Raw genomic sequence first — 13222 nt, forward strand, 5'->3', positions numbered from 1 at the left:
GGGATTCTCCCGGGGCACGCCCCACACGTGTTTGGAAAGCTGGGACTCTATTGGTAATCAGATTTATGCACGCTTACGTGCCGCGCGAATGCGGAACGCGGTGGCCAGACAGCACCAGCCAATCAGGCAGATAACCGTCATCGTTGCAAACGTCCATGTGCCGCCGACGGCAGTGGCGTGAGCAAACTCAGCGGTGCCTTCTTCTCCTGCGCCGGCCTGAGCCACGGAAAGAATCGTGGAGAACAGTGCGGTACCGGCAGCGCCGCCAAACTGAAGACACGTGTTGAAAATGGCGTTGCCGTCCGGCTTGAACTCGGGAGAGACCTCCGACAGGCCACTGGTCATCACATTCGCATTGCCGATGGAATAGAACAGACCGAAAATGAAATAGAATCCGGCGAGCAGCAAGGGCGTAAGCTGCATCGAGAACACCAGCATAAGCACTGGGCCCAAAATAGCGATGCCGATCGGAATCAGAATCGGCTTGACCGCGCCGAACTTATCGTAGAACCAGCCGCCAAGCGGGGCACAGACAGCGCCGACCAGTGCTCCGGGCAGTACCAGAGAGCCGGCCACAAATGCCGTGGTACCGAGCGAGAGCTGTGCCACATTGGTGATGACATAGCCGTAGCCGATGGCGACCAATGGCAGCAGCAGATATGCGCAGGCGTGTAACAGTACGGCGGGATCCTTGAGAATGCCAAGGCGCAGCAGCGGGGAGAAGGCACGCTTGGAACTCATGGCGAACACGATCAACAAGGCGAGGCCCGCAATCAGACTGACAATGGCGATAATGCCGGAGCGTGTGGCTGACTTGCCGGACACCGCCGCACTGATGGCCACGCCACCTTGGTTGAGCGCCAGCACCAGACCGACCAACGCGACAACAATGGACCCAAGCTGAATCGGGTCAAGATAGGCAGCCTCGGTCGGTGTCTTCTGCTCAATGCACTTCATGCCGATGCATGCTGCGATTAGCACCAGCGGAATGGCGATGACGAAAATCGCGCGCCACGGCAGCACTGTGGTCACCGCGCCGCCGACGGTCGGGCCGATGGCCGGAGCCACGGTAATGACCAGCGATCCTACGCCCATCAATCGGCCGATTTTCGAACGAGGAGACTGCTCCAGGATGATGTTGATCATCAACGGCGTGGCCACGCCTGAGCCAATGCCCTGAATAATGCGGGCGACAATCAGCAGCGGGAAGGCTTGGGCGACGATCATGATCAGCGAGCCAACGATGGCCAGAATCACAGCCGCAAGAAAAATGGTTTTCAGCGCGAATCGGCGCTTCAAAAACGAGCTGATGGGCATGGTAGCGGCCACCGCCAACAGATAAATCGTGGTAATCCATTGCACAGTGGCCGTGTCGACATGGAATTCGCGCATCAGTGCGGGGAAAAGCACGGTCATCACGGTTTCGGTCAGAATGCCAATGAAGGCAAGTGAGCCGACAGCCACAATCGCGCCGATAAGACGTGTGGGAATCTTCTCGTTATCAATATGCTGCTCAGGCATACATGCTCCTAAACGTTCGGTTGCAAGGTATGGAATGTAAGGTTTACCAACCGGCGTAGGTACCTGTGCGTGCGGATAAACCGGCAATCGTACTGCCTTGGCTGCACGCTATGGAATCACAAAACCACCTGTGAGTGTACGGTTCGGGGCGGACGCTACGGTCGATGCGCAATGGGTTGTCCCTTGGTTTGGTGGGGTTTGATGGGGCGGATTCGGCATTGGTCCGGTAGCAGTTCGGCATTGGTTCAGCATGAGGAAACCGCGATAATATCTGCCCTGCCGCCTAGTTTGGTGAACCATGGGTATTGAGAACACGCATAAGCTGATTGTCAACTGCCTGCCACTCAACGAAGGAGAACGGCGGGCTTTCGCCAAGGCGGCTCGCGATGTGCCGCAGGAATTCGTGGGCGACGAAGCGCACCGCGGCGACATGGTCTGGTCGGCCGCTGTTCCCGAGGAGCTTCGCTCCCGAGCTACCGCAGTCATCGGCAACTTTCCGGTCTCGCAGGCTTCCCAATACACCCGTCTTGAATGGTTGCAGACCTTCAGCGCCGGTGTGGATGCGTACATCTGCCCGGGTGTGCTGCCTCGCGGCACCATGGTCACCAATGCGAGCGGCGCGTATGGCCAAAGCGTGTCGGAACACCTGTTCGCCACCATGTGGGCATTGATGAAGAACCTCAACCGGTATGCCTCCAATCAGCGTGATCATCAGTGGCAGGATGAAGGACCGGTATTGAGCCCGGAAGGTGGCATCGCGCTGATTATCGGCGTCGGTGACATCGGGTCGCATTTCGCTCAGCTTGCCCAATCCGTAGGTATGCGTACTTTCGGCGTGCGCCGTCATGCGGACGTGCCGGCCAAGGGCATTGAAAAGATGTATGGCTTCGAGCGGCTGGAGACGCTGTTGCCATTGGCAGACGTGGTGGCGATGGCGGTGCCGCGCTCGCCGCAGACCCATCATCTGCTGAATGCGGATCGTCTGGGTCGTCTGAAATCCACAGCCATCGTGATTAATGCCGGGCGTGGCGACGCCATCGATCCCGAGGCCTTGGCTGACGCCTTGCACAATGGACGGCTCCACGGTGCCGGATTGGACGTCACCGAGCCTGAGCCGTTGCCGGCGGAAAGTCCGTTGTGGGATGAGCCGCATTGCCTGATCACCCCGCATGTGGCCGGCGGCAATCATTTGGAAAAGACTTCCGAACACATCATCCGCATCGCCCTGACCAACGTTTCCCGCTATGCCAAACAGCAGGAACTGTTGAATCTCGTGCGATACTGATTCGCCTGTGTCGGGCGGCGGGCGGCCATCGCCTGACACTGAATACAGATAAGGGGCGTATAACACCGTTGTTATACGCCCCTTATCGGGCAATCCGAAAAAGATGGTTGATAGTCAGTACCAATCAGTACTGGTTCGCGCCGATACCCTCGAACTTCACGTTGAAGCCACGCTGGTAATGCAGGAACATGCTGGCGCCATAGCGGTCGACCGGACGGTGCGTGAACAGCATACGAATGGCGAATGCGGTCTGCACGTCCTTAGGCAGCGCCAGGAATGCTTGGTGGGCGTCCCAGTACGGGTCGTACACCACGGCGGCACCGGGCACGTAGGCGTAACCGTAGCCATCCTCGTTGACGTATCCCATGAACGGCAGATCCCAGGCGTTGTGTTTGGTGAGTTGTGCCTTGAAGTCCTCGACCTCGGCCAACGCCGCGTCGCTCAGGCCGAAGCTCTTGGCCACTTCATTGGCCTTGGTTGTTTTCGAATCCGGGTCCTTGCCGAACATATCCGGGTTGACGATGATGACTTTTCCCTCCGCCATAATGTGTTCCTTTCAGCATGGCGTTCCCCAAGCAAGCACCTAGGGAAGTACTGGCATTGTTCGATTCACATATGAATTGAACAACATGTTACCTTCTCTGTAGAAAAGGATTGTGCACTTTGTTGATGTGCTGGTTTCAAAGCCTAGCATGAAAAATGGCGGATATAAGCCGTTTTGCCGGTTATTAATCTATTGGTAATGCAATTGGGAAGTTATGGTAGTCTGTGATGTCTGATGTTCATATCTTGCAAAAGTGAACATGATAAATGTTTGTTTTGAGGGTGAAAGCAACAAAGAAAACGGCCGTGTACATGAACTCATGTACACGGCCGGCGTGTCGCATCCCGCTGCGACTGCGGCATCGAGATGATACCTGCAGAGGCGTGGTTGATCAGGGGCCCAATGAACGTGGCCCGAGGTTAGTTTCAGTCTGATAGTTCGTAGCCGTTGGCGTCTTTATGCCACGGTGAGCCGGGCTTGCTGCACAGAATGATGATGCCTTCAACAAAGCCCCAGATGGCGGCTGCGATTGGGCCAAGTCCGAGCAGAATCCAGCCGACAAGCGTCAGCAGCAGCTGGGCCACGGCCTTGCCGGTGTTGCCGAGATAGAAGTTGTGCACACCAAGTCCGCCGAGGAAGATGCCCAACAGGCCGGCAGCCAGCTTGGACTTGGACGATTGCCCCACCGGGGCGGCGGCATACGGAGCGGCGGTGTATTGCGGCTGCGCGTAGGCGTTCGGCTGCTGGTAAGCCTGTCCATAGCCGGGCTGCTGGCCGTAGCCCGCTGCGGGCTGTGCGGGCTGGCCGTACTGCGGCTGGCCGTACTGCGGCTGGCCGTACTGAGGCTGAGCGTATGCGCCGGCGGGCTGGCCGTATTGCGGTTGCTGCTGGCCGTAGCTTCCGGCGGCGGGTTGAGCGTATGCGGCGGGCTGTGGGGCGCCATAGCCCTGCGGCTGCTGTGCGGCATCTTGGCCGTAAGACGGTTGTGCCGGCTGTGCGGGCTGTGCCGGCTGCGGAACACTGTCCGAACCGTACGGTTGTTGTTGATTATCAGTCATGCGGGTCAGTCCCCTCTCAATCGGGAACGGCAATACCTTCTTACCGTTTCTGCACAACATCATCTCATGTTTTGCCCAATAGTAAAACCTGCCGCGCTACGATTGGGCCATGAGAAGTTTCCTGACCAGCTGGTTGATTATGACTATCGCCGCCGCCGTCATGGTCGCGGTGACTCCCGGCATGACCCCGGTGGGGGAGCCTCCGATTCTCGGCATCGCCGCGTTCGCTTTGTTCATGGCGCTGATTAATGCGTCAATCAAGCCGATTGTGCATCTGATCGCACTGCCGTTTGCGATTCTGTCTCTCGGGCTGGTCACCTTGATTATCAATTGGCTGTTCATGCGACTCGCCAGCTGGCTGGCGGTCAGTCTGTTCGGCGTGGGCGTCTTCGTACACGGTTTCTGGTGGTCGGTACTGGGGTCCTTGGTCCTGACCATTGTTGCGGGAATCGTCGGGTCCATCTTGGATCAGTGACGGTGCTCGCTGGGCGAATATGAGTAATGGCGGTTGGAATCGGACTGATTCCAACCGCCATTACTCATATCAAGCTACGGGATCGAGCGGGGCGAACATTACTCGCGCACCAAGCGGATATGCTCCACATCGTCGCGCCGGGAGCGACGGAACAGCACGAAACGATTGCCGATGGACTGCACCACTTCGGCGTTCAGCTGCTCGGCAAGCTCGGCGGCGGCTTCCTTGGCGGTCAGGCCAGAACCGTCCTGCACGGCGCACTTGATGAGCTCGTGCTTCTCAATGGTCTCATCGGCCTGATTGACGGCCGACTCGGTCAAATCGTTCTTGCCCACATAGAACAGGGGCTTCAGCGAGTTCGCCATCGCGCGCAGCTGCTTGATTTGCTTCTTGGTCAATGCCATGGGAATTTCCTTACATCTTTCGTATAACCACACCAGCATAGCAACCGGTGCTGTCTGCGCTGTTTGCCGCCCTACAGCGCGATGATGGCCGCGATGTAGATGATGACGGCAGCGGCGAATATGAGATCTCGCGCGGCGATGGTCAGGGCACGCCAGTGGGTGCGGCGGATGCCCTCCTCGTAGCAGCGGGCGTCAAGTGCGAGGCTCAGGTTGTCCGCGTGACGCAACGTGCCGGCGAAAATCGGCACGATAATCGCGCTCATCGCCTTGATGCGCTGGGCCAGTGAACCGGTTTCGATGGAACCGCCACGCGCGGATTGGGCGTCGACGATGGCGCGGGTTTCGTCGGTCAGCGTTGGAATGAATCGCAATGCCAGACTCATGACCAGCGCGATTTCTTGGGCATGGATACCGAGCCGGTTGAGCGGACTGATCAAGGTGGCGAAGGCGTCGGTCATGGCGGTAGGCGTGGTGGTAGTGAGGAACACCGCGCCCAGAATGATTACCAATGCGAAACGGCAGGCGTACAGCACGGCTATGGTCACGCCCTGATCGGTGATGCTTAGCGGGCCAAGCGCCACCACCGGCGTGCCGGTGCGTACCACAAACAGATTGACCACGCCCATCAGCACCAGCAGGATCAGAATCGGATGAATGGATTCAAGCACCCGTAACGGGTTCAGGCGTGCCGCCGCGATAACGGCCAGGGTGATGGCGATGCCCAGCGCGAGCTGGGTTGGCGTGTTCACCGCGAACATCGTGAACATGGCGGCCAGGAAGCCCACCATCTTCACGCGCGGGTCAAGTCGGTGTATCACTGAGTGCGCAGGGCCGTTGGAGGATACGGCCGGCTCGGTGACGGTGGCCGTGACGGGGCCGCCGGATGCGGGGGCGGCAATCGGCATACGGACCACGCGGTCGGCGATTTGCTCGGCCTCCTCCCGGTCATGGGTGATGATGAGCACGGTCACGCCACGCGATTTGAGCGTGCGCAACAGCTCATGGATACGCTTCTTGGCTTGGGCGTCCAGACTCGCGGTCGGCTCGTCCATGATGAGCACGTCAGGATTGCAAGCCAGCACGCCGGCAATGGCTGCCAATCGTTGTTGCCCGCCGGACAGGTCGAAGGGGGAGCGGTCGGCAAGATGCCCGATATGCAGCAGTTCCAGTGATTCGCGCACGCGGTCGGCTACCTCGGTCTCGCCAAGCCCTTGGTTGCGTGGGCCGTACGCCACGTCCTCGGCTACCGTGTCAGCGAACAGCTGATGCTCTGGATGCTGCATCACGTAACCCACATGCCGGCGCAATTGCGCTAATTGCTTGCGATTCGCCGACTTCGGGCGCACGTTGCGACCGCGCTTGCCGGTCGAGGCCACCGGAACACCGGCCACTTCGATGCTGCCGGCGGTCGGCGCAGTCAGTGCGCACAACATGCGCACCAGCGTCGACTTGCCCGAACCATTCACGCCCATCAGTGCCACGGTTTCACCGCGCGCGATGGTGAACGACAGGTCATCGATAACCGCCCGTTTGGCCGAAGGATAGCGATAGGTCAGATGCGAGACGCGAATAATGGGGTTCGTCATATCACCGATGCCATCGGAGAGCAGCGGCAGTTCGGAGCCGTCTTCGCGCTCCCGCTGGCGGGGGCTGTCGTTCGTAGGGCGACTGGGGGCGGCTTCTGTGCCGATACTACCCTCAGTCTCGCTTTGCGAGACAGCCTCCGCTAGCGGGGATCGATTATCGACGGCTGCAGTGATACCAATGATTCGCCCGGCCTCCATGTGCACGATGCGATCGGCATGAACGGTTTCATCTGGATGATGCGTGACATGCACAATAGTGGTGCCGCGCGCCTGCAAATCATCCAAAATGCGCATAACTTCGGCGCGTGCGGATTCGTCCAGCATGGCGGTCGGCTCATCCAATACCAGCATTGCCGGGTTCATGGCCAGCATGCCGGCGATGGAGGCGCGTTGCTGCTGCCCGCCGCTCATACGGGTCGGGTCGGACTGGCGTAAGTTCGCCAACCCCACGGCCTGCAATGAATCAACGATACGCTCGCCGATGAGCTCGCGCTCCAGCCCGAGATTCTCCGGGCCAAAGGCCACGTCATCCTCCAACACGGTGGTGACCAGCTGATCCTCGGGATTCTGGAACACCATACCGATGCCGTGGCGGGCAGCACGATAGGCATCGGCATTCGGGCCGGCTGCGTACACGCGTTGCCCCAGTAACGTCACTTCACCACCGTCCGGCGCGGTCAATCCCGCAATCAGACGGGCTAACGTGGATTTGCCCGACCCGTTCGGACCGACCAAGCATAGGCGCTCGCCGGCATGGACCGTGAGTGAAACGCCATCCAAAGCCCATGAGGTGCCGCGGTCATAGCTGAAACGAATGTCCTTGAGCGCGGCGGCGGGGGAGGCAGGCTCGGCGGAAGCGTGAGGTTCGGCAGAATCGTGGAACTCGTCGGCGTCGAAGGAATGGGGTGCAACGGTCATGAAACAGCAATCCGTAACTGATAGGCGAAAACGCAGAATCCCGGCCCGTGCCGGGATTCTGCGTTCTGGTTCTTTGAGTGGTCTTTGAGTGGTCGTTAGTCGTGGCGGGCATCGGCCCGTCTCAGGCCAGTCACTGCTGCTTGGACAGCAGGTTGGAGATCGGCTTGTAGATCAGGAAGGTGATCACGGCGTGAATCGCCATCTTAGCCACGTTGAACGGCAGCAGAATCGGCAGAATCATCGCGGCCACAGCTTGGTAGGTCATGTGCGCGTAAATCGGCGTGACAATCAGGTTGCTCACCAGCGCCACCACGATGGCCAGCACCGCACCCACCAGAATGCCGATGGCGGCACCCTTGCGCGTACGGATCTTACGGTAGATGAACGCGGCCGGCACAGACAGGAACAGCGCCACCAGCACAGCCATCAGCGAACCCCACGGATTGGCGAACATGTGCGGCACAAAGCCGAGCACAGACACGATTGCGGCGGCAGCCGGGCCATACGCAAAGCCGGCAATCAGGCAGACGATGCCGGACGGGTCGTACTTCAGCCAAGTGACCGGCGTAATCGGGAATTCAATGAAGCTGGTGACCATCGCCAGCGCCACGAACAGTGCATACATGGCGATACGGCGCGTGGACCAGCGGCCAGAATCGGCCACACCAGTGGTGTGTGAGCCAAGTTTGGCGCTGGTGCTGGCGGTGGACGTGCTGGCCGAACCCTCGGCCTCGGGTGCCACAGAACGAACAACTTGCATGCGAATACGCGAAGATACACTCATAATGAGCCCTCGTTTCTCCCATCCGGACTATACCGTTGGCTCCGGAATCTCACCGGATCAGCCGCTTGCGCGGGTCGCGGGCTTCCTGCCATCCCCGTTATGAAACCCGGGGTGCAGGTTACCGCCAGTAAGGAATTGCACCTTCCCTGAAACTGACAGGCTTATTCATACGCCATGCGCCGGACGTATGCAACCCGCGTTTCACTGTGCAGAAATTCGTCTTGTGCCGGTCAAGTGCAACAATGGGAGCCATGGCTGAAGTGAAGAAACCCAACAACACCATCGACAAGCTTGCCCTGATCGTCACCACCTACAAACGTCAGCAGTTGCTTGAGACACTGTTCGATTCGATTCTGGCGCTTGAACAGGCACCGTGGCGCATTGTCATCGTGGACAATGAGCAGTCCGATCAGACGGCGGACATGGTCGCTGCGTTTGCCGGCAAGGTGACCGGCCAATGGGGCACCACCGTGGCCGACCAGTCCGGTAACGAAGAACGTGTGGTCTATGCGCCGCAGACCGAGAACCTGGGTGGTGCGGGCGGTTTCTCCGCCGGCGTGGCCAAAGCCTACGAGCTGGGTGCCGCATGGTTCTGGGTGATGGATGACGATGTGGCCGTGCTGCCGGACGCCATTGCCAAGCTGTCCAAGTGGACCGACAAGCACGAGGTGATTCAGGGCTCCCGATTCGACTACGATGGCGGCCCGTTCTACTGGCAGTACGACTTCATTGTGCCGCTGGGCATCCCGAACCCGATTGCGCCCGCCGCATTCGGCCCGGCCGGATACCGAGTGATGGACACGCTGTGCTTCGAAGGCGGCCTGTTCAACCGCCGTGTGGTTACGGAAATCGGTCTGCCGGACCCGCGCTTCTTCATCTACTGGGATGACACGATGTATGGCTACCGCGCCAGCAAGGTCACCAACCCGATTGTGGTGCCCGACGTGATCCTGCGCCGTACGCGCGAAATCGGCAATTGGGATATCGCCGGCGTGCGCCAGCTCAACTCCACATCCGACATGAACCGGTATCACATCATGCGCAACCGCGGATACATGGCCCGGTACTTCATGACCTATGGTGACTTCCGTCCGCTGGTGTTTGGACTGGGTACCGTGCTCACCGCGGCCAAGGAAGTCATTCGCCTGGTGATGGTGGATCGCGAGCACCTCAAGACCGGTTTGGTACAGATTGCCAAGGGCTGGTGGGACTCGCGCAAGCTGATGCACGACCCCACCTGGAAGCCCATGCCGTCGCTGAAGTAGCCGTAGTAGTGGCTCCCCTCTATGAGGGGGGTCACTACAGGTTACTTATGGATGAACAGGCCACCGTCGCCCCAAGCCCACTGGCCTTGGCCGGCACCGATCTGGAAGTGCAGCTTGGCGATGCCCATGTCATTGAACGCGTGATGCTCATCTTCCGCACTCTGATCGATATGCGCGGCGGCGGTATCGTCGGCCGGATTATACGAGAAGGTGATTGGCTGACGGTTCATCGCGCTCGGCGCCTTCATCGCAGCCTCGACGCCGGACTTGAACCAATCCGGAGCGGCCTCGCGCCCCTCATCGCTCATTGTGGCGGTGAACTGCTCATAGGTCTTGGTGGCGCGGTGCGTGCGTTGCGCTTCGCATAGCTCCTCATAGGATTTCGCCTGATAATCCAGATGATTCTTCGGATGCCCGATCACCACACCGAGATACAGCTCCTGGCCAGAGGTGACGCGGCAATGCTTGGCCGCCTCCGCCTTGTCCCATGAGCCGGCGACCCATAAGGTGCCGAGGCCGCGCAACGTGGCCGTGAGCACCATGCGTTCGGCATAGAAGCCGGCACGCTCTTTGGCTTCCTCATCGTTCGCGGGGCCGACGATGGCCAGATAATTCGCCGCATTGGTCAGATGACCTGAAGCATTGGCTTCGGCGAACACCTTGGGCTGGTCGCGCACCAGCTGAATGTTGAGATCGCCGAGTAAGTTGATCGGCTGAAGCGCCATCTCGAGCTGGCGGGCCGTATCGTCGTCGATCGGCTCATCATCGTAGGCGCGTACGGCGGTGCGGATGTTAATTGCATCAATAAGTTGGGTATGTTCTGCCATACCTCCCATTATCGCGCGCGACACAGAGTCAGGCCACCATAGACGCCGATTTTTCCTAGTATGCGAAATCGCATGCATTGCCCATTGTCAGGCTTGAAAAACGATACGAATAGGGTACGTAGTGACCGGCGACGATGCACACGTTTGCACAATTGGTGTGTAATGGTTTCGTGTTGAGCGTAATTCGCGTTAAACTGGGCGCAACCTTACGAACTGATGAAAACGTATGGAAAGGAAGGTCAACGATGATTGAAACTGCACAGGCTTTCGGTGTTGACATTGGCGGTTCCGGCATCAAGGCCGCACCTGTCGATCTGACCAAGGGCGATTTCGCCGAGCCACGATTGAAGATTCTCACTCCCGAGGTCTCCACTCCTCAGGCCGTGGCCAAAATCGTCAAGCAGCAGCTCGACCACTTCGAAGTGCCTGAATCCGCACCCGTTGGCATCGCTTTCCCCGCGCCGATCAAGCCCGGCCAGAAGCTCGACTTCATGGCCAACCTTGACCAGTCTTGGATTGGCGTGGACGTTACTGAAGTGTTCTCCGAAGCCTGCGGCCGCCCGGTCGTCGTGGTAAACGACGCCGACGCCGCCGGCCTGGCCGAAGTCCAGTTCGGTGCCGCCAAGGGCCAGGATGGTCTGGTCATCGCCACCACACTGGGCACCGGCATCGGCACCGCCTTGATTTACAACGGCGTGCTCATCCCGAACACCGAACTCGGACACATCATCCTGAGCGCCAAGCATCTGGACGCCGAGAAGTATGCCTCCTCCGCGATTCGCGAGAATGAGGAACTGGGCTACAAGAAGTGGGCCAAGCGTCTGACCAAGTACTACGGCCTTATGGAGAAGTACTTCAACCCGGACCTGTTCACCGTCGGCGGCGGCGTGAGCCGTCAGAGCGAAAAGTTCCTGCCGTACGTGGATATCAAGACCCCGATCGTGCCCGCCAAGCTGCGTAACCAGGCCGGCATCGTCGGTGCCGCCTACTATGCCAGCACCAAGCAGCAGTGAGCCAGTGAGCGTGGGTGTGCAGCGCTGACCCGCGAATATGCTTCAGGCCGTCCGACTAGTCGGGCGGCCTTTTGCATTGCATAGGAAAGGTATGCGACGCGTTCCCGGGAATGTTGCGCAAAGTGGGCGTGTGTATGGAGGTCTGTGGCGACGCGTTCCCGGGAATGTGTCGCGTTTGAGGGTGTGATTCGGGTCCAGAGCGACGCATTTCCGGGAATGTTGCGCGTTTGAGAGCGGGGCAGGGGGCACCACGCTCTATCGTGGGAGGGTATGAGCGTGCATTTCTCTTCTCGTGTGGATATTTCTGCGCCGAATCCCATTGCGGCGGCCGAGGCGGCAGCCAAGGCAAACGGCATCGCACTCAGCAAACTCAACGATTCCAATCCGACCCGCCACGGGCTGGCACCTGAATTGGTGCCGAGCGTGTATACGGCCGACCCGCGTGGACCGCGTGCGGCGCGAGAAGCATTGGCCGCATTCCTCAATACGGCAAAGGCGGTAGACGCAAGCAGCCCTCAGTCGACTTCGCCCGCCGCCAGCGAGGGCGGGAACGAGCGCCATGCCGCTTTCAACAATGCGAATACCGCCATCGAGGGCGTTGACCCGGACGCCCTGTACTTGCTGAGCTCCACGTCCGAGGCGTATTCGTGGCTGATTAAGTTACTTTGCGATGCCGGCGACGCGGTGCTGGCACCCAAACCCGGCTATCCGCTGATTGAGTCGATTGCACGGCTTGAATGCGTTGACACGGTCGAATACCAGTTGCAATTCGACGGCTCCTGGTTCATCGACATCGCCGAACTCGAGCGGCTGCTCAGCGAGCCCGGTGGCGAACGCATCAGAGCATTGGTGCTCATCAACCCGAACAATCCGACCGGTTCGTACGTAAAACCAACCGAGCGTGCACGTATCGTGACATTGTGCCGTGAGCATGGCATCGCCCTTATCGCCGATGAAGTGTTCTTCGATTACTCTCTCGAACCTTTCCCCGGCAACGCACGGCTCGCAGGGGAGCGCGGCGTGCTCACCTTCGCCCTAGACGGATTCTCCAAAATGCTGGCCGCGCCGCACGCCAAAGTCGGGTGGATTCAGGTGTCCGGACCTGCCGAGGACGTTGCCGAGGCACAGCGTCGACTGGACGTCATCGCCGATGATTATCTGCCGATGAGCGACATCATCGCCGAACGGATTCCCGCATTATTGAACGCCGCGCCCGCACAGACCAGACGGGTGGGGGAGCGCGTGCGCAATAACCTGGCCAAGTTGCACGAGTTGCTTGACGCCGATCCCAACGGGCTGGTCAGCGTGCTACGGGCCGAAGGCGGCTGGAACGTGCTGCTACGAGTGCCTTCAGTCATCGATGAGAACGAGCTGGTGCTGCGGTTGATTGACGAGCACAAACTGACCGGACAGCCCGGCTACTTCTTCGACATGACTTCCAATGGATACCTGGCCGTTTCCCTGCTACCCGAACCGGACGAATTCGAGCGTGGCATCCGCGCCGTGCTCAATACCGTCGCCGCTTTGCTGCGATAGGCCGGT

Annotated in this window: 12 protein-coding genes and 1 riboswitch; of the genes, 5 read left to right on the top strand and 7 right to left on the bottom strand. The window is 59.5% G+C overall.

The annotated features are described in order from the left end of the window. Positions 1–63 precede the first annotated feature (63 nt). On the bottom strand, positions 64–1521 hold the full coding sequence (locus tag AB5287_RS01560) for an MFS transporter (protein WP_007053226.1): 1458 nt from the start codon (positions 1519–1521) through the stop codon (positions 64–66). A gap of 298 nt (positions 1522–1819) precedes the next feature. On the opposite strand from AB5287_RS01560, the gene AB5287_RS01565 reads away from it, so the two are divergent. Next, on the top strand, positions 1820–2806 hold the full coding sequence (locus AB5287_RS01565; protein ID WP_015713771.1) for a D-2-hydroxyacid dehydrogenase: 987 nt from the start codon (positions 1820–1822) through the stop codon (positions 2804–2806). A gap of 124 nt (positions 2807–2930) precedes the next feature. On the opposite strand, the gene AB5287_RS01570 is transcribed toward AB5287_RS01565, so the two are convergent. After that, entirely contained in the window at positions 2931–3350 is a 420-nt protein-coding gene (locus AB5287_RS01570; RefSeq protein ID WP_007053229.1) for a hypothetical protein, read from the bottom strand. Between the two features lie 425 nt (positions 3351–3775). After that, entirely contained in the window at positions 3776–4468 is a 693-nt protein-coding gene (locus AB5287_RS01575) for a TM2 domain-containing protein (RefSeq protein WP_007055619.1), read from the bottom strand. A gap of 49 nt (positions 4469–4517) precedes the next feature. Here AB5287_RS01575 and AB5287_RS01580 point away from each other — a divergent pair, with 49 nt between their 5' ends. After that, positions 4518–4883 carry a phage holin family protein gene (locus tag AB5287_RS01580; RefSeq protein ID WP_007053231.1) on the top strand — a complete coding sequence of 122 codons (366 nt, stop codon included), beginning with the start codon at positions 4518–4520 and terminating at the stop codon, positions 4881–4883. Between the two features lie 98 nt (positions 4884–4981). On the opposite strand, the gene AB5287_RS01585 is transcribed toward AB5287_RS01580, so the two are convergent. From AB5287_RS01585 to AB5287_RS01595, 3 genes are all read right to left on the bottom strand, one after another. After that, entirely contained in the window at positions 4982–5287 is a 306-nt protein-coding gene (locus AB5287_RS01585; protein ID WP_007053232.1) for a YhbY family RNA-binding protein, read from the bottom strand. 71 nt (positions 5288–5358) lie between these two features. Beyond that, positions 5359–7791: an energy-coupling factor transporter ATPase gene (locus AB5287_RS01590; RefSeq protein ID WP_131206563.1), complete on the bottom strand. Its 2433-nt coding sequence runs from the start codon at positions 7789–7791 to the stop codon at positions 5359–5361. A 130-nt stretch (positions 7792–7921) separates the two neighbouring features. After that, complete coding sequence (locus AB5287_RS01595; RefSeq protein WP_007053234.1) at positions 7922–8575, bottom strand: ECF transporter S component; 654 nt, start codon at positions 8573–8575, stop codon at positions 7922–7924. A gap of 6 nt (positions 8576–8581) precedes the next feature. Continuing rightward, a riboswitch (FMN riboswitch) is annotated at positions 8582–8733 on the bottom strand. Positions 8734–8817: 84 nt separating this feature from the next. Between AB5287_RS01595 and AB5287_RS01600 the strand changes: the two genes are divergently transcribed. Then, positions 8818–9840: a glycosyltransferase family 2 protein gene (locus AB5287_RS01600; protein WP_007054002.1), complete on the top strand. Its 1023-nt coding sequence runs from the start codon at positions 8818–8820 to the stop codon at positions 9838–9840. A gap of 41 nt (positions 9841–9881) precedes the next feature. On the opposite strand, the gene AB5287_RS01605 is transcribed toward AB5287_RS01600, so the two are convergent. After that, on the bottom strand, positions 9882–10667 hold the full coding sequence (locus tag AB5287_RS01605; protein ID WP_007053236.1) for a nitroreductase family protein: 786 nt from the start codon (positions 10665–10667) through the stop codon (positions 9882–9884). Between the two features lie 245 nt (positions 10668–10912). On the opposite strand from AB5287_RS01605, the gene ppgK reads away from it, so the two are divergent. Together ppgK and AB5287_RS01615 are read left to right on the top strand one after the other, a co-directional pair. Beyond that, the gene (gene ppgK, locus AB5287_RS01610) at positions 10913–11680 is read left to right on the top strand and encodes a polyphosphate--glucose phosphotransferase (protein WP_007053237.1); all 768 of its coding nucleotides are present in this window, start codon (positions 10913–10915) and stop codon (positions 11678–11680) included. A 270-nt stretch (positions 11681–11950) separates the two neighbouring features. After that, positions 11951–13216 (top strand): pyridoxal phosphate-dependent aminotransferase, encoded by a 1266-nt coding sequence (locus AB5287_RS01615; RefSeq protein ID WP_007054004.1) that lies wholly within the window; start codon positions 11951–11953, stop codon positions 13214–13216. Positions 13217–13222 lie beyond the last annotated feature (6 nt).

The organism is Bifidobacterium sp. RTP21102st3_E2_RTP21102_210122 (genome assembly GCF_040916945.1).
GTDB lineage: Bacteria > Actinomycetota > Actinomycetes > Actinomycetales > Bifidobacteriaceae > Bifidobacterium > Bifidobacterium longum.

What these genes read in the sequence shown, in the direction of transcription:
- AB5287_RS01590 (WP_131206563.1), bottom strand. Translation starts at nt 7,791, where the DNA reads ATGACCGTTGCACCCCATTCCTTCGACGCCGACGAGTTCCACGATTCT.
- AB5287_RS01565 (WP_015713771.1), top strand. Translation starts at nt 1,820, where the DNA reads ATGGGTATTGAGAACACGCATAAGCTGATTGTCAACTGCCTGCCACTC.
- AB5287_RS01560 (WP_007053226.1), bottom strand. Translation starts at nt 1,521, where the DNA reads ATGCCTGAGCAGCATATTGATAACGAGAAGATTCCCACACGTCTTATC.
- AB5287_RS01570 (WP_007053229.1), bottom strand. Translation starts at nt 3,350, where the DNA reads ATGGCGGAGGGAAAAGTCATCATCGTCAACCCGGATATGTTCGGCAAG.
- AB5287_RS01615 (WP_007054004.1), top strand. Translation starts at nt 11,951, where the DNA reads ATGAGCGTGCATTTCTCTTCTCGTGTGGATATTTCTGCGCCGAATCCC.
- ppgK (WP_007053237.1), top strand. Translation starts at nt 10,913, where the DNA reads ATGATTGAAACTGCACAGGCTTTCGGTGTTGACATTGGCGGTTCCGGC.
- AB5287_RS01585 (WP_007053232.1), bottom strand. Translation starts at nt 5,287, where the DNA reads ATGGCATTGACCAAGAAGCAAATCAAGCAGCTGCGCGCGATGGCGAAC.
- AB5287_RS01595 (WP_007053234.1), bottom strand. Translation starts at nt 8,575, where the DNA reads ATGAGTGTATCTTCGCGTATTCGCATGCAAGTTGTTCGTTCTGTGGCA.
- AB5287_RS01575 (WP_007055619.1), bottom strand. Translation starts at nt 4,468, where the DNA reads ATGTTGTGCAGAAACGGTAAGAAGGTATTGCCGTTCCCGATTGAGAGG.
- AB5287_RS01600 (WP_007054002.1), top strand. Translation starts at nt 8,818, where the DNA reads ATGGGAGCCATGGCTGAAGTGAAGAAACCCAACAACACCATCGACAAG.
- AB5287_RS01580 (WP_007053231.1), top strand. Translation starts at nt 4,518, where the DNA reads ATGAGAAGTTTCCTGACCAGCTGGTTGATTATGACTATCGCCGCCGCC.
- AB5287_RS01605 (WP_007053236.1), bottom strand. Translation starts at nt 10,667, where the DNA reads ATGGCAGAACATACCCAACTTATTGATGCAATTAACATCCGCACCGCC.